Below are 21,791 nucleotides of genomic sequence, written 5' to 3' on the forward strand. Positions count from 1 at the left end.
TAGTGCATCAAACGCCACAAGGACTTCCATGGCCAGGCAACAATTTGACCTGATCGTTTTCGACTGGGACGGGACGTTGATGGACTCGACCCCGACCATCGCGAAGTGCATCCAGCTTGCCAGCCGCGACCTGGGCCTGCCGGTGCCGGATGACAGCGCCGCCAGCCACGTGATCGGGCTGGGCCTGAAGGATGCGCTGTCTTACGCGGTGCCGACGCTGGACCCCGCCGACTACCCGCGCCTGGCCGAACGCTACCGCTACCACTTCCTCGCTCGCGACGCCGACCTGGTGCTGTTCGACGGCGTGCGCGAAATGCTGGAGGCCCTGCGCGGCGAACACTATTTTCTTGGCGTGGCCACCGGCAAGACCCGCGTCGGCCTGCAGCGCGCGCTGGCCGCGAGCGGTCTGACCCGCCTGTTCGACGCCACGCGCTGTGCCGACGAGACCTTCTCCAAGCCGCACCCGGCCATGCTGCACGAACTGACCCGCGAACTGGGCCAGGACGTGGAGCGCACGGTGATGGTCGGCGACACCACCCATGACCTGCAGATGGCGGCCAATGCCGGCGCCAAGGGGATTGGTGTGTGCTATGGCGCACATCCCGCAGATTCGCTGCGCGCGATGGCGCCGGTGCATTGCGCGACTTCCATCCCCGACCTGACCGACTGGCTGCTGGCCCATGCCTGAGGCAGCGGCCGGCCAGGCGCCGGTGCGGCTGTGCGCCGCCGAGGACCTGGAGGAAGGCGGCCTGGGCGTGCGCTTCTCGGTGGCGCTGGACCAGCGCGAGATCGGCGCCTTCGTGGTGCGTTTCGACGGCGCCGCGCACGGCTACCTGAACCAGTGCGCCCATGTGCCGATGGAACTGGACTGGCAGGAACGCCGGTTCTTCGATGCCTCGGGCCTATACTTGATGTGCGCCACACATGGCGCGGTTTATGCGCCGGACAGCGGCGAGTGCGTCGGCGGTCCCTGCCGCGGTGCATCGCTGGCCAAGCTGCGCATAGAGGAGCGCGACGGCCAGGTCTACTGGCTACCGGAAGCGCCATACCGGATTGCTGCGCGCATGGGCGGTGCCTGAATGACGGGCAGGGCCAGCAGTCAGGCCGGCCGTTGTATTTCCAGGCCTGGGGTTCCAGGCGTTTCCACGAGCGATTTGCATGACAGAACAACAGAAGCCGCCATCGGGTGAATCGGGTCAGCCGGACGAGCACAAGCCAGCCGGCGACGGTGCGCCGGGCGAAGGGGCGCCCCAGGCGGAGTCCGAGCGCCTGGTCACCGCACCGCGCGCCGACTACCCGCTGGAAGACGAATTGCGAGCCGGCGACGACGCCGCAAGGCGTGAAGCGCGCGAGCGCAAGGCGCGCATGGCTGGAGCCACGGCGGGGCCCCCGGTTGGCGGCGGCGCCGGCTGGGAGCGCGATCTGCTGGAAAAAGTGCTGACCGCATCGCTGCGCGAGCAGCGCGCGGCACGGCGCTGGCGCATCTTCTTCCGCTTTGTCGGACTGGCTTTGCTGGCGCTGATCCTGGTCACGCTGTTCGACTTCAAGGGCGATGGCGCCATCAGCACCTCGGGCCGCCATACCGCCATGGTCACGCTGGAGGGCGAAATCGCCGCCGGCACCCCGGCCAGCGCGGAATCGATCAATGCCTCGTTGCAGGCGGCGTTCGCTGACGGCAATGCCGCCGGCGTGATCCTGAAAATCAACTCGCCGGGCGGCTCGCCGGTGCAGGCGGGCATCATCAACGACGAGATCCAGCGGCTGCGCACGCTTTATCCGTCCAAGCCGTTCTATGTGGTGGTGGAAGAGATCTGCGCCTCGGGTGGCTATTACGTGGCCGCGGCGGCCGACAAGATCTATGTCGACAAGGCCAGCATCGTGGGTTCGATCGGCGTGCTGATGGACGGTTTTGGTTTTACCGGGCTGATGGACAAGCTGGGCGTGGAGCGCCGGCTGTACACCTCGGGCGCCAACAAGGGCATGCTGGACCCGTTCTCGCCGCAGGTGCCCAAGCAGAAGGCCTTTGCCGAGGCCATGCTCAAGCAGATCCACCAGCAGTTCATCGACGTGGTCAAAGAAGGGCGCGGCGACCGGCTCAAGGATGATCCGGAACTGTTCTCCGGCCTGTTCTGGTCGGGCGAGCGCGCCGTGGAGCTGGGCCTGGCCGACGGGCTGGGCAGTGCCGACTATGTCGCGCGCGATGTGCTCAAGGCCGAGGACATCGTCGACTACACCGTCAAGGAGAACATCGCCGAGCGCGTGGCCAAGCGCTTTGGCGCGGCGGTGGGCTCGGCGGCGATGAAGACCATGCTGTGGAGCAACCGCATGCAGGGCATGCACTGAGCCTGGATGGCGCGGCGGCAACGGCAAAGGGGGCGTTTGCGCCCCCTTTGCCGTTTCTTACATGGCCAGCAGCGAGAAAATCGCCGGGCGCTTGTGCAGGTCGATCCGCTCGGGACGCCAGTCCGACAGCGGCAGCGTGACGATGGTCTCGCCCGGCAGGGTCAGGTCCACGGCCACGGACAGCAGCGTGGTGCCGGCGCAGTGCTGGCGCATGGCTTCCAGCAGCGCCGCATTGCGGTAGGGCGTTTCGATGAACACCTGGGTCTGGCTGGACTTGCGCGAGCGCTGTTCCAGCTCACGCAGGCGCTGCGCGCGCTCGCCGGCATCGACCGGCAGATAGCCGTTGAAGGCAAAGCTCTGGCCGTTCAGGCCCGAGCCCATCACCGCCAGCAGGATCGAGCTGGGCCCGACCAGCGGCCGCACGCGGATGCGGCGCGCATGGGCCAGCCGCACCAGGTCGGCGCCGGGGTCGGCCACCGCCGGCACGCCGGCCTCGGACAGCAGGCCGCCGTCGCGGCCGGCTTCGAGCGGGGCTAGCAGTGCGGCCAGGGCGTCGGCGCGCGTGTTGACGTTCAGCTCGCGGATATCGATCTGCTGGATCGGGCGTGCCAGCGGCGTGGTCTCGCCCAGCTTCTTCAGGAAGGCGCGCGCGGTCTTGGCGTTCTCGGCGACGAGGTAATCGAGGTTGGCCGCGATCTGCTGCACGCCGGCCGGGATCACGTCGGCCAGCGGGTCGGCTTCATCGCGCTTGCCGAGGGTGTTGGGGATCAGGTAGAGAGTGCCGCTCATCGTGGGCTCGTGCGGATCATGCGGAAAGAAGAGGGTAGCCAGCCTGGCGCAGCATGCCGGTCAGTGCGATCAGCGGCAGGCCGACCAGTGCGGTCGGGTCGTCCGACTCGACGCGTTCCAGCAGCGCGATGCCCAGGCCTTCGGACTTGGCGCTGCCGGCCACGTCGTAGGGGCGCTCCAGCTGCAGGTAGGTCTCGATTTCAGCATCGGTCAGGTCGCGCATGGTCACGCGGGTCTGCACGTCGGCCAGCTGCACGGTGCCGGTGCGTGCGTCCAGCAGGCACAGCGCCGAGTGGAAGGTGGCGGTGCGCCCGCGCATGCGGCGCAGCTGCGCCACGGCCTTCTCGTGCGTGCCGGGCTTGCCCATCTGTTCGCCGTCCAGGGTCAGCACCTGGTCCGAGCCGATCACCAGCACGCCCGGATGGCGCGCGGCAATGGCTTCGGCCTTGCGCTGCGACAGGCGCAGCGCGGTGGCTTCGGGCGCTTCGCCGGCAAGCGGGGTTTCGTCGATGTCGGGCACGGCCACCTCGAACGGGATGCGCAGGCGCTCCAGCAGTTCGCGGCGGTAGGACGAGCCGGAGCCAAGGATCAGGCTGGGGCGGGGGTCTGTGGACATAAGTAATGGAATCGGAACAGGAAGCGAAACAGTAAAAGGTGCGGCCCGCGTTGCAAGACCTTTGACCTCGACGCGGTTTACGTCGTACAATCGCGCGTTTAGCCGCATCCGCACCCGGGCGCAGTGCCGCCAATGTGCGCGGCCCGTAGTCCGGCAGGCGTGGAATGTGGCGAACCAGTCATTGTATAGCGACCGGAGCACGCACATGACCCAGCCGATTGACCTGCGCGCGCTTGATCTCTTCGCCTTGTGCCGGAAGGGTGAAAGCCTGGCCGGCGACGTGGCGGTGCGGGATTTGCCGCGCATCTTAGCCGAGACCGCCGCGCAAGCGCCAGCCTCGGCACCCGATGAGACGTTTGCCTATACGGTCACTGGCTTCATGCGTGAAGAGGCGGCCGAGCCGGGCGCCGCGGTGGCGCGGCGGCTGTTTCTCGACGTGACCGTGCAGGGCCGGATCTGGCTGGATTGCCAGCGCTGCCTGGCCCCCTATGCCGAGCCGATCGATACGGCAACGCGTTTCGAGGTGGTGGAAAGCGAGGAAGCGGCCGACGCCGCGCCGATGGACGACGACGAAGTCGACGTGATCGCCGGCTCGAAGCGTTTCTCGCTGCTGGACCTGATTGAAGATGAAGTGCTGCTGGCGTTGCCGGTGGCCCCCAAGCATGACGTCTGCCCGACGGTGCACGAAAGCCTCGTGACCGGTTCGGACGGCGAGGCGCAGCCAGAGGCTGAGCCTGAGGAAGAAAAACGGCCTTCGCCCTTTGCGGCGCTGGCCGGCCTGAAGACCAAGCATTGATGCCGCCGGCAGGCGGTGCGCAAGGTCTTGCAGGTGAATCTGAAGCATCCGGCCGGGCCCCGGCTACGCCTTGGGCGGGATGCGTGTGTTAATATTGAAAAATTCTCGAAGGAGTCATCATGGCTGTTCAACAGAACAAGAAGTCGCCGTCCAAGCGCGGCATGCACCGTTCGCACGATCACCTGTCGGCAGCGCCGCTGGCAGTTGAGCCGACCACCGGCGAAACCCACCTGCGCCACCACGTCAGCCCGAACGGCTACTACCGTGGCCGCAAGGTCATCAAGACCAAGAACGACTGATAGCTTCGTTCGGCGTGACGTTGCGTCTCGCTCGCGCATGCCTGTAGGTCGGACACTAAAAGGTCAGAGACAAAAAAGCGGCAAGATCGTTGCCGCTTTTTTGTTGGGCGCTCGGATTTCCCGCCGGGCGTGGCGTGCGCCGCCGCGCTATCCGTACCAGGAACAATGACGATCAAAATCGCTATCGACTGCATGGGCGGCGATCACGGAGTCTCCGTGACGGTGCCTGCGGCGATCAGTTTTCTTTCCCGCCACGACGACGCCGAGATGGTGCTGGTCGGCTTGCCCGACGCCATCCGGACGCAGCTGAAGAAGCTGCACGCGCTGGACCATCCGCGCGTGACCATCGTCGAGGCCACCGAGGTCATCACCATGGATGACCCGGTCGAGGTGGCGCTGCGCAAGAAGAGGGATTCCTCGATGCGCGTCGCCGTCACGCAGGTCAAGGAAGGCCTGGCCGGTGCCTGCATCTCCGCCGGCAATACCGGCGCGCTGATGGCGGTGTCGCGCTATGTGCTCAAGACGCTCGAAGGCATCGAGCGGCCGGCCATCGCCACCACCATCCCGAACGAGCAAGGCTGGGGCACCACCGTGCTGGACCTGGGCGCCAATGCCGACTGCGAGCCCGAGCACCTGCTGCAGTTCGCGCGCATGGCCGAAGCCATGGTGGCCGTGGTCGACCACAAGGAACACCCCACGGTGGGCCTGCTGAACATCGGCGAGGAAGTCATCAAGGGCAATGAGGTGGTCAAGCGTGCGGGTGAACTGCTGCGCGCCTCGGAGCTGAACTTCTACGGCAACGTGGAAGGCAACGACATCTTCAAGGGCACTACCGACATCGTGGTCTGCGACGGCTTCGTCGGCAACGTGGCGCTCAAGAGCACCGAGGGCCTGGCCAAGATGATCGGCAGTATGATCAAGGAAGAATTCACCCGCTCGTGGTTCACCAAGCTGCTGGCCGCGGTCGCCATGCCGGTGCTGTCGCGCCTAGCCAGGCGGCTCGACCCGGCGCGCTACAACGGCGCCTCGCTGCTTGGGTTGCGCGGGCTGGTGATCAAGAGCCACGGCTCGGCCGATGCCCATTCTTTTGAGTGGGCCATCAAACGCGGGTATGATGCCGCCAAGAATGGCGTGATCGCCCGCATCACCCGGGCTTTTGCCGATAAATCCAGCGCCGCAGGCGCTGCACAGCCCGCCCCGGAGACAGAGGTGCCTGGCGCGCATCCCAGCCCCCACGTCGCCTGAGCGCCACGCGCGCCGGTCGAGGGTGCCTGCGGGCCATACGATCCGACAATACATGACCAAGTACGCAAAAATCATCGGTACCGGGAGCTACCTGCCTCCGCGGCGCGTGAGCAACCATGACCTGGCCACGCAGCTTGCCGAAAAGGGCATCGAGACCAGCGACGACTGGATCGTCTCGCGCAGCGGCATTTCGGCACGCCACTGGGCCGAGCCGGATGTGACCAGCAGCGATCTCGCGGTCAAGGCTGCCGAGCAGGCCATCGAAGCCGCCGGCATCGACCGCCAGAGCATCGACCTGATCATCGTCGCCACCTCGACGCCGGACTTCGTGTTCCCCAGCACGGCCTGCATCGTGCAGGAAAAGCTGGGCATCACCAACCACTGCCCGGCGTTCGACCTGCAGGCGGTGTGCTCGGGCTTCGTGTACGCGCTGGCCACCGCCGACAAGTTCATCCGCAGCGGCTCGCACCGCAACGTGCTGGTGATCGGCACCGAGGTGTTCTCGCGCATCCTGGACTTCAACGACCGCACCACCTGCGTGCTGTTCGGCGACGGTGCCGGCGCCGTGCTGCTGTCGGCGTCCGAGGAGCCGGGGATCCTGTCCACCGCGATGCACTCGGACGGCAGGCATGTCGATATCCTGTGCGTGCCGGGCAACGTCGCCGGCGGCAACATCACCGGCAACCCGTTCCTGCACATGGACGGCCAGGCTGTGTTCAAGCTGGCCGTGAACGTGCTGGACAAGGTCGCGCGCGAAGCCATGGAGGCTGCCAGCGTGACGCCGGGCCAGATCGACTGGCTGATTCCGCACCAGGCCAATATCCGCATCATGCAGGGCACGGCAAAGAAGCTGGGCCTGCCGGCGGAGCGCATGGTCGCCACCGTGCATGAGCACGGCAACACCTCGGCCGCGTCGATCCCGCTGGCGCTGGACGTCGCGGTGCGCGACGGCCGCATCCGCGCGGGCCAGACCGTGCTGATGGAAGGCGTGGGTGGCGGCTTCACCTGGGGCGCGGTGCTGCTGCGCATGTGATTCGCGGCCGGCGCCATGGCATGCCGCGCATGCGGGGCATGCCGCGGCGCCGGCCACCCGTTTCTTGTTAGGGTTCCAATCCGATGAAATTCGCTTTCGTATTTCCCGGCCAGGGTTCGCAGTCGGTCGGCATGCTCAATGCCTTCGCCGATAACGCCGTGGTGCGCGCCACCGTGGAAGAGGCCTCGGCCGCGCTCGGCCAGGATCTCGGCCGCCTGATCGCCGAAGGCCCCGCCGAAGAGCTGAACCTGACCACCAACACGCAGCCGGTGATGCTGACCGCCGCAGTGGCGGTCTACCGTGCCTGGCTGGATGCCGGTGGTCCGGCACCGGCGCTGGTTGCCGGCCACAGCCTGGGCGAGTACTCGGCGCTGGTGGCCGCGGGCGTGATCCCGTTTGCCGACGCGGTACCGCTGGTGCGCTTCCGCGCGCAAGCCATGCAAGAAGCCGTGCCGGTGGGCGAGGGTGCCATGGCCGCGATCCTGGGCCTGTCCGATGACGACGTGCGCGCCGCTTGCGCCGAGGCATCGGCCGCCGGCGTGGTCGAGGCCGTGAACTTCAACGCGCCGTCGCAGGTGGTGATTGCCGGGCACAAGGCCGCGGTCGAGAAGGCCTGCGAAATCGCCAAGGGCAAGGGCGCCAAGCGCGCGCTGCCGCTGCCGGTGTCGGCGCCGTTCCACTCGTCGCTGCTCAAGCCCGCTTCGGACCGCCTGCGCGAGCGCATGGCCGGCCTGGCTTTCTCGGCGCCGTCGATCCCGCTGGTGAACAACGTCGACGTCGCCATCGTCAATGATCCGGATGCGATCAAGGACGCCCTGGTGCGCCAGGCCGCCGCGCCGGTGCGCTGGGTCGAGTGCGTGCAGAAGATGGCCGCCGAAGGCGTCACGCACGTGATCGAATGCGGCCCCGGCAAGGTGCTGGCCGGCATGACCAAGCGCATCGACGGCAACCTGACCGGCGGTGCGATCTTCGATCCGGCCTCGCTGCAAGACACGCTGGCACTGCTGAAGTAAGCAAGAGGACATCCGCATGACCAAACTTCTCGACAACCAGGTTGCGCTGGTCACCGGCGCCTCGCGCGGCATCGGCCGCGCCATCGCGCTGGAACTGGCCCGCCAGGGCGCCACCGTGATCGGCACCGCCACCAGCGAAGCCGGCGCGGCCGGCATCACCGATTACCTCGGCGCCGACGGCCTGAAGGGCAAGGGCGCCGTGCTCAACGTCAATGACGCGGCCGCTTGCGACGCGCTCATCGACGAGATCGTCAAGACCCACGGCGGCATCGGCGTGCTGGTCAACAATGCCGGCATCACGCAGGACCAGCTGGCGATGCGCATGAAGGACGAGGACTGGCTGGCCGTGATCCAGACCAACCTGACTTCGGTGTTCCGTCTGTCGCGCGCGGTGCTGCGCCCGATGATGAAGGCCCGCCAGGGCCGCATCATCAATATCACTTCGGTGGTGGGCTCGGTCGGCAACCCCGGCCAGATGAACTACTCTGCTGCCAAGGCGGGCGTGGCGGGCATGACCCGCTCGCTGGCCGCGGAAATCGGCAGCCGCAACGTGACCGTGAACTGTGTCGCGCCGGGCTTTATCGACACCGACATGACCAAGGCGCTGTCCGAAGAGCAGCATGCTTCGCTCAAGACGCAGATTCCGCTGGGTCGCCTTGGCCAGCCGGAGGATATCGCCAACGCAGTGGCCTTCCTGGCTGGCCCGCATGCCGCTTACATTACCGGCACTACGCTGCATGTGAACGGCGGGATGTACATGAATTAATGGGGTTTTGGCTGGCTGGTTTCGGGGGAGAAGCCCGAAGAAGCCGCCTGAAGTAGTAGTTTTCCGAACCAAACGGGCGCGATTCTTGCAAAGCTTGGCAGGCGGCATTTCTGTCGCCTCAAACCTGCTAAAATGCGCCCACTTTTTGTCGAACTTCCCTGGAGGGTTACATGGACAATATCGAACAACGCGTCAAGAAAATCGTGGCAGAACAGCTTGGCGTGGCCGAGGCAGATATCAAGAACGAATCGTCGTTCGTGAACGATCTCGGTGCGGACTCGCTGGACACGGTTGAACTCGTGATGGCGTTGGAAGATGAATTCGGCATGGAAATTCCTGATGAGGAAGCCGAAAAGATCACGACCGTGCAACAGGCTATCGACTACGCCACCGCGCACGTCAAGGCCTAAGCCCGTCGTCTCTGCATTCCGAGCCACAGAAGGCAGGTGGGCGGGCCGTTGCGGCCGCGCCTTGCTGTTTTCTGTGGCTTTCGTCTGTTTGAAGAAGCAGAATGGAATGTGCTTCGCCGCGCGGCCCGCAAGGCCGGCGGCGGGCTGATCTCTGTTCCGTTCCCGTTTCACGCACCCGTAGGAAAACATAGTGAGCCGTCGTCGCGTCGTCGTCACTGGGCTTGGCCTTGTGTCTCCGGTCGGAAACACGGTTGCCGAAGGCTGGGCCAACCTGGTTGCCGGCAAGTCCGGCATCGCCACCATCACCAAATTCGATCACTCCGCGCTTTCCGTGCACTTTGCCGGTGAAGTGAAGGGTTTCAATGCCGAGGACTACATCCCGGCCAAGGAAGCCCGCGCGATGGATACCTTCATCCATTTCGGCATTGCGGCCGGCACGCAGGCGCTGAAGGACAGCGGCCTGGAAGTGACCGAAGCCAATGCCGAGCGCATCGGCGTGCTGGTCGGCTCGGGCATCGGCGGCCTGCCGTTGATCGAAGAGACCCACGCCGTGCTGACCGAGCGCGGTCCGCGCCGGATTTCGCCGTTCTTCGTGCCTGGCTCGATCATCAACATGATCGCCGGCCACCTGTCGATCATCCACGGTATCAAGGGCCCGAACCTGGCTGCCGTGACGGCTTGCACGACCGGCCTGCACAGCATTGGCCTGGCCGCCCGCCTGATCCAGGCCGGCGATGCCGACGCCATGCTGGCGGGCGGTGCCGAGTCGACCGTGTCGCCGCTGGGCATCGGCGGTTTCGCCGCTGCGCGTGCGCTGTCGACGCGCAATGACGATCCGGCCGCCGCTTCGCGTCCGTGGGACAAGGACCGCGACGGCTTCGTGCTGGGCGAAGGCGCCGGGGTGATGATGCTGGAGGAGTACGAGTCGGCCAAGGCGCGCGGCGCGCGCATCTATGCCGAGCTGATCGGCTTTGGCATGAGCGGCGACGCCTACCACATGACCGCGCCGAACATGGACGGCCCGCGCCGTTGCATGGTCAATGCGCTCAAGGACGCCGGCATCAATACGGACCAGGTGCATTACCTGAACGCCCATGGTACGTCTACACCGCTGGGCGACAAGAACGAATCCGATGCGATCAAGGCCGCATTCGGGGACCAGGCCTACAAGATGGTGGTGAACTCGACCAAGTCGATGACCGGCCATCTGCTGGGCGGTGCCGGCGGCCTGGAATCGGTCTTCACCGTGCTGGCGCTGCACAACCAGGTGTCGCCGCCGACGATCAACCTCGACAACCAGGATCCCGAGTGCGACCTGGACTACGTGGCCAACACGGCGCGCGAGATGAAGATCGAGGTCGCGGTGAAGAACAACTTCGGTTTCGGCGGCACCAACGGCACGCTTGTTTTCCGCCGCGCCTGATCCGAGGTTGAGGCGGGCCCTTCGCGGGCTGCGCCAGGGCAGGGTCCACCCGTTGTGGTGGACCCTGTTCGTGTTTTGTGCCGGCGAAATGCTGGCGCTCGCGCTGCTGGCGCGGACGCTGGCCGCTGTAATAGCCAGCAGTCAGGCTGGTTTCCATTGGGGGCATGCCACCATGGCGCTGGCACTCGTGCTTGCCGCAGCGGCAACGGTGCGTGCCTGGCCGGCGTGGTGGTGCAGCCTGCGCTGGCGCTGCACGGCAGTGCTGCATGCGCCCGACGGCAACGGCCCATTGCGGATCCGCCTGCAAGGGCCGGGTGATGCCCGGCACGAGGCTGTGGTCAGGCAATGCTGGCAGGCCGGCGGCGCCGCTGTCGTGCGCCTGGCGCCCGGAGCGCCCGGGATGCCCGGCGCCATCTTTCTTCCCTGGCAGGCAGGTTCGCCCGAGATGGCGCGGCGGTTGCAACGCGCCGCCAGAGTTGCACTGCGGGTGCAACCTGAGATGCGGGCAGGGGAACGATTTTGTTAGCTTGCGGTCACAGGATGCGCGTTGCTTCACCGGGCGGGCTTAGAATCGTAGGTAAAATACAACGTTTGTCGTGACGACCAAACCAAGAGATACACTGCAGGTGAGCCATACGTGAGCGAACGCGAAGCCGATCAGCTCCTAGTTGAACGCGTCCAGCAGGGCGACAAGCGGGCCTTTGAACTTCTGGTGACCAAATACCATCGGAAGATCATTCGCCTGATTTCGCGCCTGGTCAGGGACCCCGCTGAGGTGGAGGATGTGGCGCAGGATGCCTTTATCAAGGCATACCGCGCGTTGCCCCAGTTCCGCGGGGAGTCGGCCTTTTATACGTGGCTGTACCGGATCGCCGTCAACACGGCCAAGAACTACCTTGCCACCCAGGGCCGCCGCCCGGAAGCGTCCAGCGATATCGATGCAGAGGAGGCTGAAACTTTTGCGGACGGTGAGCAACTAAGGGATATCAATACGCCGGAATCGATGCTCCACACACGCCAGGTCGCCGAGACGGTGAACCGCGCAATGGAGGCGCTTCCGGAAGAATTGCGGACCGCCATCACGCTGCGCGAGATCGAGGGCCTCAGCTATGAGGAGATCGCCGAAGCGATGGGATGTCCGATCGGCACGGTGCGTTCGCGGATCTTCCGGGCGCGCGAGGCGATTGCCGAGAAATTGCGTCCGCTGCTGGGAACGGCAGAGGGCAAACGGTGGTAGTAGTCGGGTAGTCAAGAAGAATGTCGTGCGGCCAGCGTTGCAGCGTATTCCTGCATCGATAAGCGACAGAAGTGACGGGATTATCGGTGTTCAATGGAATGTCTTGGGGTGGGAAATGGGTCAGGCTCATAAGCAGTCGGTTCATGTAGTGGAAGCAGCGGAGCAGATCTCCGTATTGATGGATGGCGAACTGGCGCCGCACGAAGTCGATGCCGTGCTGGGCCTCGCGAAAAGCGATGCCGGCATGTCCGACTGGGCCACTTACCAGTTGATCGGCGACACGCTGCGTTCGGAAGACCTGACGCACGCGGGTTCCACCTCTGCTTTCCTCTCTCGTTTCTCCGCGCGCCTGGAAGCCGAGCCGCATGTACTGGTGCCGGCAGTGGCGCAGGCCAGCGCCCGCCACCGCCTGCTGGTCAGGCCGTCGTGGGTGCGCCGCGTGATGCCGGGCACCGCGATCGCCGCCGCCGTGGCAGCGGTCAGCTGGGTGGTCGTGCCGCAGATGCGCGGCCCCGCCACGCTGGCCACGCCCGATGCCGTGGTGGCACGCGCCGACCAGCCGGCCAGCCCGGCCTCTGGCATCGTCACCGTGGCGGCGGAAACTCCCCAGATGATCCGCGACCCGCGCCTGGACGAATACCTGCGTGCCCATCGCACGTCGGTGGCAACGGATGCGTTCGTGCCCACCATGCGCACGGTTGCCAACGGTGCAAACTTCACTCAGGAAAATACGCAGGAATAATGCCGGACATGCATAAAGGAGGGTCGCCCGCCTATGTAGCGGGCGCGCAGAAAATCAGGGCCCTGCGTAGGTCCTTTTTTCTGGCCTTGTGTCTGAGCGCTGCCGCGGCCACCGCACAGCCTTCAGACAGTACGCTGAACCGACGCGACGCCACCGCCTGGCTCAACAAGATCCACAAAGCCGCACAGCGCGAGAACTATGTCGGCACGCTGATCTACCAGCGCGGCAGCGTCATGCACGCCTCGCGTATCCAGCATTACAGCGATCTCGTCCACAACGAGTACGAACGCCTGGAAACGCTCGACGGCAAACCGCGCGAGGTGCTGCGTCAGAATGACGTGGTGCACAGCCTGATCCCCGAAGCCAAGCTGGTGGTGGTGGAGAAGCAGGAGGCCAAGGATCGCTTCCCGGCGCTGCTCGCCACCAACAAGAACGACGTGCTGGACCTGTACGACATGCGCAAGATGCCCGCCGAGCGGGTGGCAGGCATGGAGTGCGAGGTCTTCGCGCTGGAGCCGCACGATGCCGCGCGCTATGCGGTGCGCCTGTGGGCGGAGAAAAACTCCGGCCTGCTGATGCGCGCGCAGACCATCGGCGATGGTGGCAAGGTGCTGGAGCAGGTCGCGTTCTCGCAGGTGCAGATCGGGGTGCCGTCCGAAAAGCAGCATATCCTCGGTGCGATCAAGAATTCCAGCAGCTGGAATCGCTATGAGGTGACCTACCAGCCGACCAATATCGCCGACGAGGGCTGGTCGATTGCGGTGCCGCTCAAGGGCTTCCAGAAGATCCGCGAAGTGCGCCGTCCGCTCGGCGAGCTGCGCGCACCCGCGCCGGGCAACGCGCGCGGCCAGGTCTTCGAAGTGCTGCAGGTCGTTTACAGCGACGGGCTGACCGGCCTGTCGGTCTTCATTGAACCGGTTTCCGAGCAACGCGTGCGCCGCGAGGGCGTGGCAGCGCTCGGCGCGACCCAGGTCGTGGTGCGCCGAATTGCCGATTTCTGGATTACCGTGGTGGGCGAGGTGCCGGCGAGCACCGTGCGGCAGTTTGCGACGGCCGTGGAGTACCGCCCGCCCAAGGCGGTACACTGAGCTTGACGCAGGTGCAGCCGACGCCGCCGGACTCTGTCCCGGCGCCGGCTCTTCATGAAACCTGCGCAGGGGTCCCCGCCACGGGATCACATCCAGACGGTTTTTCTTCTATTCGCTGAATCCCGGGAGTTGTCGATGATGTTCAGATCTCCAGCCCTGGCGCGGGCCGTGGTCATGGCTGCCATGATGCTGCTCGGCCCGACTGTTGCCGAAGTCAGCCATGCCCAGGCTGCCGCCTCCAACTACAACCTGCCCGATTTCACCGACCTGGTGGAAAAGGCCAGCCCGGCCGTGGTCAATATCCGCACCACGGAACTCGTGCGCCAGCGCGGTGCACCCGGCGGCGATGACGAGATGGCGGAATTCTTCCGGCGCTTCTTCGGCGTGCCGATGCCCGGTGCCCCGGCGCCCGGCGCCCCCCGCCGCGGCCAGCCGCCACAGCAGGAAGAGCAGAGCCGCGGCGTGGGTTCGGGCTTCATCATCAGCCAGGACGGCTACGTGATGACCAACGCGCACGTGGTGGCCGACGCCGAAACCATCTATGTGACGCTGCCCGACAAGCGCGAATTCAAGGCCAAGCTGATCGGCTCGGACAAGCGCACCGACGTGGCGCTGCTCAAGGTCGAGGCCAGCGGCCTGCCGCGCCTGCCGCTGGGCGATTCCAACAAGGTCCGCGCCGGCGAATGGGTGCTGGCGATCGGCTCGCCGTTCGGGCTGGACAACAGCGTGACCGCCGGCATTGTCTCGGCCAAGGGCCGCGACACGGGCGACTACCTGCCGTTCATCCAGACCGACGTGGCGGTCAACCCCGGCAATTCCGGCGGCCCGCTGATCAACCTGCGCGGCGAGGTGATCGGCATCAACTCGCAGATCTACAGCCGCAGCGGCGGCTACATGGGCATCTCGTTCGCAATCCCGATCGACGAGGCGATGCGCGTGTCCGAGCAGCTCAAGAGCTCCGGGCGCGTGACGCGCGGGCGCATCGCCGTGGCGATCGGCGACGTCACCAAGGAGGTGGCCGATTCGCTGGGCCTGGGCCGTGCGCGCGGCGCGCTGGTCGGCAGCGTCGAGCCGGGCGGTCCTGCCGAGAAGGCGGGCATCGAAGCCGGCGACATCATCCTCAAGTTCAACGGCCGCGATATCGAGCGGGCCTCGGACCTGCCGCGCATGGTGGGCGAGACCAAGCCGGGCACGCGCGTGCCGCTGCAGCTGTGGCGCAAGGGCGCGGTCCGCGAGGTCACCATCACCGTCACCGAGCTGGAGCCGGACGGCAAGGCCAAGGCTCGCAGCGGCGCAACGCCCAAGGACGACAGCGCGGCACAGGCCGGCAAGCCCAATGCGCTTGGCCTGGTGGTCAACGACCTGCCCGAGGCACGCCTGAAGGAGCTCAAGCTCAAGTCGGGCGTCGAGGTGGAAGTGGCCGACGGCCCGGCGCTGCGTGCCGGCATCCGTCCGGGCGACATCATCCTGCGCCTGGGCGATACGGATGTGACCAACGCCCGCCAGTTCAACGAGCTGGTGCGCAGCCTGGACAAGAACCGGATTGCCGCGGTGTTCGTGCGGCGCGGCGATGCCACCCAGGTGCTGACGCTGCGTCCGGGCGCCACGTCCAGCCGCTGATCCGCAATGGCCGGTATGCCTGCGCTGACACTGTACGGTCGGGCATACTGCCACCTTTGCGAAGACATGAAGGTCGCGCTGGAGCCGCTCCGGCGCGATTTTTCTTTCGCCCTGCACGAGGTGGATGTCGATGCCGATGCGGGGCTGGAAGACCGCTTTGGCGAACTGGTGCCGGTGCTGATGCCGGGCACCCCAGCAGACTTGCAGGGCGGCGCCGTGGAGCTTTGCCACTATTTCCTCGACGAAGCTGCCGTAAGGGTGTGGCTTGCCGCACATGGCAGCGCGCGCACAACCCGCTGATCCCCGTCGGTAACCGCCGCCAACCGCGCCACGCCGCCATTTGACGACCCGGAAGTCATTGAAAATCCGGTAAAATTGCGGATTGGCGCAAAAATTGCACCCCCCGAACCTGCGGTACGCCCGCGCCCGCCTTGCGGCGCGCGGCGCCGGGCCGCTCAACCGCTTGTTGCCGCGCGGGCTCTCACGCCGGCGCCCCCCTGAACACTAGATGGACCATATCCGTAATTTCTCGATCATTGCCCATATCGACCATGGGAAGTCCACCCTGGCCGACCGGATCATTCAGCTTTGTGGAGGGCTGTCGGATCGGGAGATGGAAGCGCAGGTCCTCGATTCGATGGATATCGAAAAGGAGCGCGGCATCACCATCAAGGCGCAGACCGCTGCGCTCAGCTACAAGGCGCGCGACGGCAAGGTCTACAACCTGAACCTGATCGACACCCCGGGACACGTCGACTTCAGCTATGAAGTGAGCCGCTCGCTGTCCGCCTGCGAAGGCGCGCTGCTGGTGGTCGACGCCTCACAGGGCGTTGAGGCGCAGACCGTGGCCAACTGCTACACCGCGATCGAGCTGGGCGTGGAAGTGGTGCCGGTGCTGAACAAGATCGACCTGCCGCAGGCCGACCCCGATAACGCGATCCAGGAGATCGAGGACGTGATCGGCATCGACGCGCAGGACGCCACGCCGTGCTCGGCCAAGACCGGGCAGGGCGTGCAGGACGTGATCGAGGCGCTGATCGCCAAGGTGCCGCCGCCCGAGGGCGACGCCGACGCGCCGCTGCAGGCGCTGATCATCGACTCGTGGTTCGACAACTACGTCGGCGTGGTGATGCTGGTTCGCGTGGTCAACGGCACCCTGCGTCCCAAGGACAAGGTACTGCTGATGGCCAACGGCTCACAGCACCTGGTCGAGCAGGTGGGCGTGTTTACGCCGAAGTCGATCCCCCGCGATGCGCTGACGGCGGGCCAGGTGGGCTTTGTCATCGCCGGCATCAAGGAACTGAAGGCGGCCAAGGTGGGCGATACCATCACCACCATGCAGCGCAAGGCCGAAGCGCCGCTGCCGGGCTTCAAGGAAGTCAAGCCGCAGGTGTTCGCCGGCCTGTACCCGGTTGAGGCCAACCAGTACGAGGCGCTGCGCGAGTCATTGGAAAAGCTGCGGCTCAACGATGCCTCGCTGATGTTCGAGCCGGAAGTGTCGCAGGCGCTGGGCTTCGGCTTCCGCTGCGGCTTCCTCGGCCTGCTGCACATGGAGATCGTGCAGGAGCGCCTGGAGCGCGAGTTCGACATGGACCTGATCACCACCGCGCCGACGGTGGTGTACCAGGTCGAGATGCGCGACGGCACCGTGATCACCGTGGAAAATCCGGCGAAGATGCCGGACCCGAGCAAGATCGAGGCGATCCTGGAACCGATCGTCACCGTCAACCTGTATATGCCGCAGGAATATGTCGGCTCGGTGATTACGCTGTGCACGCAGAAGCGTGGCTCGCAAATCAACATGAGCTACCACGGCAAGCAGGTGCAGCTGACCTACGAGATCCCGATGGCGGAAATCGTGATGGACTTCTTCGACCGCCTGAAGTCGGTGTCGCGCGGCTATGCGTCGATGGACTACGAGTTCAAGGAATATCGCCCGTCGGACGTGGTCAAGGTCGACATCCTGATCAACAGCGACAAGGTCGATGCGCTGTCGGTGATCGTGCACCGTTCGAACTCGCAATACCGCGGCCGCGAGGTCGCAGCCAAGATGCGCGAGATCATTCCGCGCCAGATGTACGACGTGGCGATCCAGGCCGCCATCGGCGCGAATATCATTGCGCGCGAAAACGTCAAGGCGCTGCGCAAGAACGTGCTGGCCAAGTGCTACGGCGGCGACATCACGCGCAAGAAGAAGCTGCTGGAGAAGCAGAAGGCGGGCAAGAAGCGGATGAAGCAGGTCGGTACGGTCGAGATCCCGCAGGAGGCTTTCCTGGCCATCCTGCAGGTGGATGACAAGTAAGAAGGCGCCGCGAGCAGGGCAGTGCCACGCGCGGCGGTTTGCCGCCGTGGTGAAAGAACAGGCTGTACCAGGATTTCAAAAAACCAGAAGCCGTCATGAATTTTGCACTGATCCTTTTTGTGCTGGTGGTGATTACGGGCGTCGCGTGGGTTGCGGACAAGCTCGTGTTCGAGCGACAGCGCCGCTCTTCGGCGCGGCTGGCGCTGGCCGAATTCGATTCGCGCCAGGCCGACCTGCAGGGCCGCTTCGGCGCGGCGGAAGCTGACGCCACGCGCAAGCGCCTGGCCGAGGAAAAGCTGCGCCAGCCGTGGTGGCTGGAATATTCGGCCAGTTTCTTTCCGGTGATCCTGGCGGTGTTCGTGCTGCGCTCGTTCGTGGTCGAGCCGTTCAAGATCCCGTCCGGCTCGATGATCCCGACGCTGCTGATCGGCGACTTCATCCTGGTCAACAAGTACGAGTACGGCATCCGCCTGCCGGTGGTGAACAAGAAGGTCATGGACATGGGCGAGCCGCAGCGCGGCGACGTCATGGTGTTCCGCTACCCGAAAGACCCGTCGCTCGACTACATCAAGCGCGTGATCGGCGTGCCAGGCGACGTGGTGCAGTATGCCAACAAGCGCCTGACCATCAACGGCAAGCCGGCCGAGTACGCCGCGCTGCCGGATTTCCTGGACGAGGAGCGCCTGGCATATTCCAGGCATTTCCGCGAAAAGCTGCCAGGCAGCGTCGATCATGGCATCCTGAACGACGCCGACCGCCCGGCGTTTATCGCGGGGGCGGACCCGGATTTCCCGTACCGGGAAAACTGCACTTACAATCAGCAGGGCGTGACCTGCAAGGTACCTGCAGGTCACTATTTCGTCATGGGTGACAACCGGGACAACAGCCTGGATTCCCGTTTCTGGGGGTTCGTGCCGGATGAGAATATCGTCGGCAAGGCCTTTGTGATCTGGATGAACCTCGGCAATTTCGGACGCGTGGGAACGTTCAAATAAGAATCCCCGCGGCGCAAGAACACTCAACGCAAAACGAGGACGAGCGCATCATGGGTCAACTTGGGAAGGTGGTGGGCAGGAATCCGGTACGACGCCGGGCAGGCATGGGCGGGTTTTCCGTCTGGACGCTGCTGGTGATCGTGGTGTTCGTGATCGGGGTGGCCTTGCCGGCCCTGCGCGCGATCCCGAGCCTGGTGGAGTATTTTTCGGTCAAGCGCGCCGCCAGCTATGCCAAGCAGCGCGCCGCCAACAAGCGCGAAGTGGCCGATTTTTTTGAAAAGCAGGCAGCCATCGACCGGATTACCGCAGTCAAGGCCGAGGACCTCCTGATCCGGGAAGACGAGAACGGCACCATCCAGTCGGTCGATTTCTCGTACCGGACCGAGGTGCCCGTCTACGGACCCCTGAGCCTACTGATTACCTATTCAGGAACGCAGCACTGATATGAACCTTGACGCCTTGCAGCAACGACTCGGCTACCGATTCAGCAAGCCCGAATTGCTGCAACAGGCGCTGACGCACCGCAGCCACAGCGCCCAGCACAACGAACGCCTTGAATTCCTGGGCGATTCGGTGCTCAACTGCGCCGTGGCCGACATGCTCTATGGCATGTTCGGCAAGCTCGACGAGGGCGACCTGTCGCGCGTGCGGGCCAACCTGGTCAAGCAGCAGGCCCTGTACGAGATCGCCCAGATGTTGCAGCTGTCCGACACGCTGCGCCTGGGCGAGGGCGAACTCAAGAGCGGAGGCTTCCGCCGTCCGTCCATCCTCGCCGATGCGCTCGAAGCGATCGTCGGCGCGGTCTTCCTCGACGCCGGCTTCGACGCCGCGCGCGCGCTGATCCGCAAGCTCTATATCCCGATCCTGGAGCAGGTCGACCCGCGCACGCTGGGCAAGGACGCCAAGACCCTGCTGCAGGAATACCTGCAGGGCCACAAGATCGCCCTGCCGCAATATAACGTAATCGCCACACACGGGGCCGCGCACAGCCAGCAGTTTGAAGTCGAGTGCACGGTGCCTAAACTGGAAGTCCGGGTGTTTGGCACCGGCGCCTCGCGGCGCGCTGCCGAGCAGGCCGCCGCCAAGCTGGCGCTGGACGAAGTCCAGAAGCTGGTGCCGCAGCTGCTCAAGCGCAGCCGCGCCGAGCGCACCGGCAAGACCCGCAAGCAACCCGTGCCGCAGGACCCACAGCTGTCTCTCAGGTTGAAGGAATGACCGAATCTACCCATCCGCAGCAAGACGCGGCGGATACCCCGGCCGCGGCGTTCCGCTGCGGCACCGTGGCCATCGTCGGCCGCCCCAACGTGGGCAAGTCCACGCTGATGAACGCGCTGGTCGGCCAGAAGATCAGCATCACCTCGCGCAAGGCGCAGACTACGCGCCACCGCATCGTCGGCATCCAGACCACGGATGACGCGCAGTATGTGTTCGTCGACACGCCGGGCTTCCAGACCCGCCACGCCAGCGCGCTGAACCGTTCGCTGAACCGCGCGGTCACGTCCACGCTGTCGTCGGTGGACCTGGTCCTGTTCGTGGTCGAGGCCGGCTACTACGGCGCCGACGACGAGAAGGTGCTGTCGCTGCTGCCGAAGAACACGCCGGTGCTGCTGGTCGCCAACAAGCTGGACCGCGTCAACGGCGAGAACCGCCTGGAAGTGATGATGCCCTTCCTGGAAAAGATGGGGCAGCAGTTCCCGTTCCGCGAAGTGGTGCCGATGACGGCCAAGACCCACGACCATATCGCGCGCCTGTTCGAGATCATCCGGCCCTACCTGCCGGAAGGCGAGCCGATGTACGACGCCGACGCCATGACCGACCGCAGCGAGCGCTTCCTGGCCTCGGAGATCATCCGCGAGAAGGTGTTCCGCTGGACCGGCGACGAGCTCCCGTACACCAGCACCGTGATCATCGACAAGTTCGAGACCGAAGGCCGCCTGCGCCGCGTCTTTGCCACCATCCTGGTCGAGCGAGACGCGCACAAGGCCATGATCATCGGCAACAAGGGCGCCAAGCTCAAGCAGATCTCCACCGAGGCGCGCCTGGACATGGAAAAGCTGTTCGACGGCAAGGTCTACCTGGAAATGTGGATCAAGGTGAAGAGCGGTTGGGCCGACAACGAAGCAGGGCTGCGCGCGTACGGCTACGAGTGAGCACAACAGCGAGCGACCAGTGAGCAAGACGGCTGACATCGCGCGCGCGCCGGCGCCGGCGCCACGGTCCCGCCGCGCCGACCCCGTGGTCGACGAGGCCGCCGAACTGCTCGACAGCAGGGCGCTGCCCGGCATGGCCGACGCTGCCGCGCGCGCGATGATGGATCGTGCCATGCGCATCTTGCCGGCCCGGCCCGAGTCGCGCGTGGCCGAGCAGCCCGGCTTTGTGCTGCACGCCTGGCCGTATCGCGAGACCAGCCTGATCCTGGACCTGTTCACGCGCGACTACGGCCGCATCTCGATGGTGGCCAAGGGCGCCAAGCGCCCGCACTCCGCGTTGCGTGCGGTGTTGCAGCATTTCCACCCGGTCTCGGTGTCATGGAGCGGCCGCGGCGAGGTCAAGACCCTGACCAAGGCCGAGTGGGTCGGCGGCATGCCGCCGCTGGCCGGCGATGCGTTGCTGTCGGCGTTCTACCTGAACGAGCTGCTGATGCGCTTCTGCCCGCGCGAGGATGCGCATCCGGCCTTGTTCCGCCATTACCTGACGACGCTGACGCGGCTGGCGCACGGCGAGCAAGCCGGGCTGGTGCTGCGCAGCTTTGAACGCGTGCTGCTGCAGGAAACTGGCTTCGCGGTTGCCTTTGACCAGTGCCTGAGCACCGGCGAGCGGGTCCAGCCGGGCCTGGACTATGTCTACCAGCCAGAGCGCGGCGTGCGCCGCGCGCAGCCGAGCGACCCGTCGTCGTGGCCGGTGGTGACCGGCCAGACCCTGCTGGACATGGCGCAGGACGATTACAGCCGCGCGCAGACCGCCGCGCAAAGCCGCGCGCTGATGCGGTTCCTGCTGCATTATTATCTGCAAGGCGCGCCGCTGAAGACGCGCCAGATTCTGATCGACCTGCAGTATCTCTGACCGACTCAAGA

General features: G+C 65.5%; 25 protein-coding genes. 23 read left to right on the forward strand and 2 right to left on the reverse strand.

The window, feature by feature from the left end; genetic code table 11:
• Nucleotides 1–28: 28 nt before the first annotated feature.
• The 3 genes from AC3WRR_RS17135 (at nucleotide 29) to AC3WRR_RS17145 (ending at nucleotide 2,343) form a co-directional block, all read left to right on the forward strand.
• Nucleotides 29–688, forward strand: a complete 660-nt coding sequence (locus AC3WRR_RS17135) for an HAD-IA family hydrolase (RefSeq protein ID WP_058698464.1) — start codon at nucleotides 29–31, stop codon at nucleotides 686–688.
• Entirely contained in the window at nucleotides 681–1,079 is a 399-nt protein-coding gene (locus AC3WRR_RS17140) for a Rieske (2Fe-2S) protein (RefSeq protein WP_492297531.1), read from the forward strand. Before AC3WRR_RS17135 ends, AC3WRR_RS17140 begins: the two co-directional genes overlap by 8 nt.
• 79 nt (nucleotides 1,080–1,158) lie before the next feature.
• Nucleotides 1,159–2,343 (forward strand): S49 family peptidase, encoded by a 1,185-nt coding sequence (locus tag AC3WRR_RS17145; protein WP_010814671.1) that lies wholly within the window; start codon nucleotides 1,159–1,161, stop codon nucleotides 2,341–2,343.
• 57 nt (nucleotides 2,344–2,400) lie between these two features.
• On the opposite strand, the gene AC3WRR_RS17150 is transcribed toward AC3WRR_RS17145, so the two are convergent.
• Together AC3WRR_RS17150 and AC3WRR_RS17155 are read right to left on the reverse strand one after the other, a co-directional pair.
• Entirely contained in the window at nucleotides 2,401–3,132 is a 732-nt protein-coding gene (locus AC3WRR_RS17150) for an SAM-dependent methyltransferase (RefSeq protein WP_010814672.1), read from the reverse strand.
• 16 nt (nucleotides 3,133–3,148) lie between these two features.
• Nucleotides 3,149–3,748, reverse strand: a complete 600-nt coding sequence (locus tag AC3WRR_RS17155) for a Maf-like protein (protein ID WP_010814673.1) — start codon at nucleotides 3,746–3,748, stop codon at nucleotides 3,149–3,151.
• Nucleotides 3,749–3,953: 205 nt separating this feature from the next.
• Here AC3WRR_RS17155 and AC3WRR_RS17160 point away from each other — a divergent pair, with 205 nt between their 5' ends.
• The 20 genes from AC3WRR_RS17160 to recO all read left to right on the forward strand — a co-directional run bounded on the left by AC3WRR_RS17160 (nucleotide 3,954) and on the right by recO (nucleotide 21,780).
• A complete protein-coding gene (locus AC3WRR_RS17160; protein ID WP_010814674.1) occupies nucleotides 3,954–4,544 on the forward strand; it encodes a DUF177 domain-containing protein in 591 nt (196 codons plus the stop codon).
• 119 nt (nucleotides 4,545–4,663) lie between these two features.
• The gene (rpmF, locus tag AC3WRR_RS17165) at nucleotides 4,664–4,843 is read left to right on the forward strand and encodes a 50S ribosomal protein L32 (RefSeq protein ID WP_010814675.1); all 180 of its coding nucleotides are present in this window, start codon (nucleotides 4,664–4,666) and stop codon (nucleotides 4,841–4,843) included.
• 165 nt (nucleotides 4,844–5,008) lie between these two features.
• A complete protein-coding gene (plsX, locus tag AC3WRR_RS17170; protein ID WP_010814676.1) occupies nucleotides 5,009–6,088 on the forward strand; it encodes a phosphate acyltransferase PlsX in 1,080 nt (359 codons plus the stop codon).
• A gap of 52 nt (nucleotides 6,089–6,140) precedes the next feature.
• A complete protein-coding gene (locus AC3WRR_RS17175; protein WP_439670801.1) occupies nucleotides 6,141–7,121 on the forward strand; it encodes a beta-ketoacyl-ACP synthase III in 981 nt (326 codons plus the stop codon).
• Between the two features lie 83 nt (nucleotides 7,122–7,204).
• Nucleotides 7,205–8,134, forward strand: a complete 930-nt coding sequence (gene fabD / locus AC3WRR_RS17180) for an ACP S-malonyltransferase (RefSeq protein WP_011615725.1) — start codon at nucleotides 7,205–7,207, stop codon at nucleotides 8,132–8,134.
• A 16-nt stretch (nucleotides 8,135–8,150) separates the two neighbouring features.
• Nucleotides 8,151–8,900, forward strand: coding sequence for a 3-oxoacyl-ACP reductase FabG (fabG, locus tag AC3WRR_RS17185; protein ID WP_010814679.1), 750 nt, complete (start codon nucleotides 8,151–8,153; stop codon nucleotides 8,898–8,900).
• Nucleotides 8,901–9,070: 170 nt separating this feature from the next.
• Nucleotides 9,071–9,310 carry an acyl carrier protein gene (acpP, locus tag AC3WRR_RS17190; protein WP_008644813.1) on the forward strand — a complete coding sequence of 80 codons (240 nt, stop codon included), beginning with the start codon at nucleotides 9,071–9,073 and terminating at the stop codon, nucleotides 9,308–9,310.
• A gap of 190 nt (nucleotides 9,311–9,500) precedes the next feature.
• Complete coding sequence (gene fabF, locus AC3WRR_RS17195) at nucleotides 9,501–10,733, forward strand: beta-ketoacyl-ACP synthase II (RefSeq protein ID WP_010814680.1); 1,233 nt, start codon at nucleotides 9,501–9,503, stop codon at nucleotides 10,731–10,733.
• A gap of 52 nt (nucleotides 10,734–10,785) precedes the next feature.
• Nucleotides 10,786–11,259, forward strand: coding sequence for a hypothetical protein (locus tag AC3WRR_RS17200; protein ID WP_492297533.1), 474 nt, complete (start codon nucleotides 10,786–10,788; stop codon nucleotides 11,257–11,259).
• Between the two features lie 111 nt (nucleotides 11,260–11,370).
• Nucleotides 11,371–11,970, forward strand: coding sequence for an RNA polymerase sigma factor RpoE (rpoE, locus tag AC3WRR_RS17205; RefSeq protein ID WP_010814682.1), 600 nt, complete (start codon nucleotides 11,371–11,373; stop codon nucleotides 11,968–11,970).
• Between the two features lie 115 nt (nucleotides 11,971–12,085).
• The gene (locus AC3WRR_RS17210; protein WP_010814683.1) at nucleotides 12,086–12,712 is read left to right on the forward strand and encodes a sigma-E factor negative regulatory protein; all 627 of its coding nucleotides are present in this window, start codon (nucleotides 12,086–12,088) and stop codon (nucleotides 12,710–12,712) included.
• A gap of 8 nt (nucleotides 12,713–12,720) precedes the next feature.
• A complete protein-coding gene (locus tag AC3WRR_RS17215) occupies nucleotides 12,721–13,800 on the forward strand; it encodes a MucB/RseB C-terminal domain-containing protein (protein ID WP_011615723.1) in 1,080 nt (359 codons plus the stop codon).
• A gap of 135 nt (nucleotides 13,801–13,935) precedes the next feature.
• A complete protein-coding gene (locus AC3WRR_RS17220; RefSeq protein ID WP_010814685.1) occupies nucleotides 13,936–15,420 on the forward strand; it encodes a DegQ family serine endoprotease in 1,485 nt (494 codons plus the stop codon).
• Between the two features lie 15 nt (nucleotides 15,421–15,435).
• Nucleotides 15,436–15,720, forward strand: coding sequence for a glutaredoxin family protein (locus tag AC3WRR_RS17225; RefSeq protein WP_010814686.1), 285 nt, complete (start codon nucleotides 15,436–15,438; stop codon nucleotides 15,718–15,720).
• Nucleotides 15,721–15,928: 208 nt separating this feature from the next.
• A complete protein-coding gene (gene lepA, locus AC3WRR_RS17230; RefSeq protein ID WP_010814687.1) occupies nucleotides 15,929–17,722 on the forward strand; it encodes a translation elongation factor 4 in 1,794 nt (597 codons plus the stop codon).
• Between the two features lie 95 nt (nucleotides 17,723–17,817).
• Complete coding sequence (lepB, locus tag AC3WRR_RS17235) at nucleotides 17,818–18,717, forward strand: signal peptidase I (RefSeq protein ID WP_011615721.1); 900 nt, start codon at nucleotides 17,818–17,820, stop codon at nucleotides 18,715–18,717.
• A 50-nt stretch (nucleotides 18,718–18,767) separates the two neighbouring features.
• Nucleotides 18,768–19,160, forward strand: a complete 393-nt coding sequence (locus AC3WRR_RS17240) for a DUF4845 domain-containing protein (protein WP_037024639.1) — start codon at nucleotides 18,768–18,770, stop codon at nucleotides 19,158–19,160.
• Between the two features lies 1 nt (nucleotide 19,161).
• Complete coding sequence (gene rnc, locus AC3WRR_RS17245; protein WP_010814690.1) at nucleotides 19,162–19,932, forward strand: ribonuclease III; 771 nt, start codon at nucleotides 19,162–19,164, stop codon at nucleotides 19,930–19,932.
• A complete protein-coding gene (gene era, locus AC3WRR_RS17250) occupies nucleotides 19,929–20,867 on the forward strand; it encodes a GTPase Era (protein WP_010814691.1) in 939 nt (312 codons plus the stop codon). Before rnc ends, era begins: the two co-directional genes overlap by 4 nt.
• A gap of 19 nt (nucleotides 20,868–20,886) precedes the next feature.
• The gene (gene recO / locus AC3WRR_RS17255; protein WP_492297535.1) at nucleotides 20,887–21,780 is read left to right on the forward strand and encodes a DNA repair protein RecO; all 894 of its coding nucleotides are present in this window, start codon (nucleotides 20,887–20,889) and stop codon (nucleotides 21,778–21,780) included.
• Nucleotides 21,781–21,791 lie beyond the last annotated feature (11 nt).

Source organism: Cupriavidus sp. FW305-3-2-15-C-LB2, from assembly GCF_058787575.1.

Bases quoted from the DNA above. Each gene is read 5' to 3' on its own strand.
- AC3WRR_RS17135 (WP_058698464.1), top strand. From the start codon at position 29: ATGGCCAGGCAACAATTTGACCTGATCGTTTTCGACTGGGACGGGACG.
- AC3WRR_RS17140 (WP_492297531.1), top strand. From the start codon at position 681: ATGCCTGAGGCAGCGGCCGGCCAGGCGCCGGTGCGGCTGTGCGCCGCC.
- AC3WRR_RS17145 (WP_010814671.1), top strand. From the start codon at position 1,159: ATGACAGAACAACAGAAGCCGCCATCGGGTGAATCGGGTCAGCCGGAC.
- AC3WRR_RS17150 (WP_010814672.1), bottom strand. From the start codon at position 3,132: ATGAGCGGCACTCTCTACCTGATCCCCAACACCCTCGGCAAGCGCGAT.
- AC3WRR_RS17155 (WP_010814673.1), bottom strand. From the start codon at position 3,748: ATGTCCACAGACCCCCGCCCCAGCCTGATCCTTGGCTCCGGCTCGTCC.
- AC3WRR_RS17160 (WP_010814674.1), top strand. From the start codon at position 3,954: ATGACCCAGCCGATTGACCTGCGCGCGCTTGATCTCTTCGCCTTGTGC.
- rpmF (WP_010814675.1), top strand. From the start codon at position 4,664: ATGGCTGTTCAACAGAACAAGAAGTCGCCGTCCAAGCGCGGCATGCAC.
- plsX (WP_010814676.1), top strand. From the start codon at position 5,009: ATGACGATCAAAATCGCTATCGACTGCATGGGCGGCGATCACGGAGTC.
- AC3WRR_RS17175 (WP_439670801.1), top strand. From the start codon at position 6,141: ATGACCAAGTACGCAAAAATCATCGGTACCGGGAGCTACCTGCCTCCG.
- fabD (WP_011615725.1), top strand. From the start codon at position 7,205: ATGAAATTCGCTTTCGTATTTCCCGGCCAGGGTTCGCAGTCGGTCGGC.
- fabG (WP_010814679.1), top strand. From the start codon at position 8,151: ATGACCAAACTTCTCGACAACCAGGTTGCGCTGGTCACCGGCGCCTCG.
- acpP (WP_008644813.1), top strand. From the start codon at position 9,071: ATGGACAATATCGAACAACGCGTCAAGAAAATCGTGGCAGAACAGCTT.
- AC3WRR_RS17210 (WP_010814683.1), top strand. From the start codon at position 12,086: ATGGGTCAGGCTCATAAGCAGTCGGTTCATGTAGTGGAAGCAGCGGAG.
- AC3WRR_RS17215 (WP_011615723.1), top strand. From the start codon at position 12,721: ATGCATAAAGGAGGGTCGCCCGCCTATGTAGCGGGCGCGCAGAAAATC.
- AC3WRR_RS17220 (WP_010814685.1), top strand. From the start codon at position 13,936: ATGATGTTCAGATCTCCAGCCCTGGCGCGGGCCGTGGTCATGGCTGCC.
- AC3WRR_RS17225 (WP_010814686.1), top strand. From the start codon at position 15,436: ATGCCTGCGCTGACACTGTACGGTCGGGCATACTGCCACCTTTGCGAA.
- lepA (WP_010814687.1), top strand. From the start codon at position 15,929: ATGGACCATATCCGTAATTTCTCGATCATTGCCCATATCGACCATGGG.
- lepB (WP_011615721.1), top strand. From the start codon at position 17,818: ATGAATTTTGCACTGATCCTTTTTGTGCTGGTGGTGATTACGGGCGTC.
- AC3WRR_RS17240 (WP_037024639.1), top strand. From the start codon at position 18,768: ATGGGTCAACTTGGGAAGGTGGTGGGCAGGAATCCGGTACGACGCCGG.
- rnc (WP_010814690.1), top strand. From the start codon at position 19,162: ATGAACCTTGACGCCTTGCAGCAACGACTCGGCTACCGATTCAGCAAG.
- era (WP_010814691.1), top strand. From the start codon at position 19,929: ATGACCGAATCTACCCATCCGCAGCAAGACGCGGCGGATACCCCGGCC.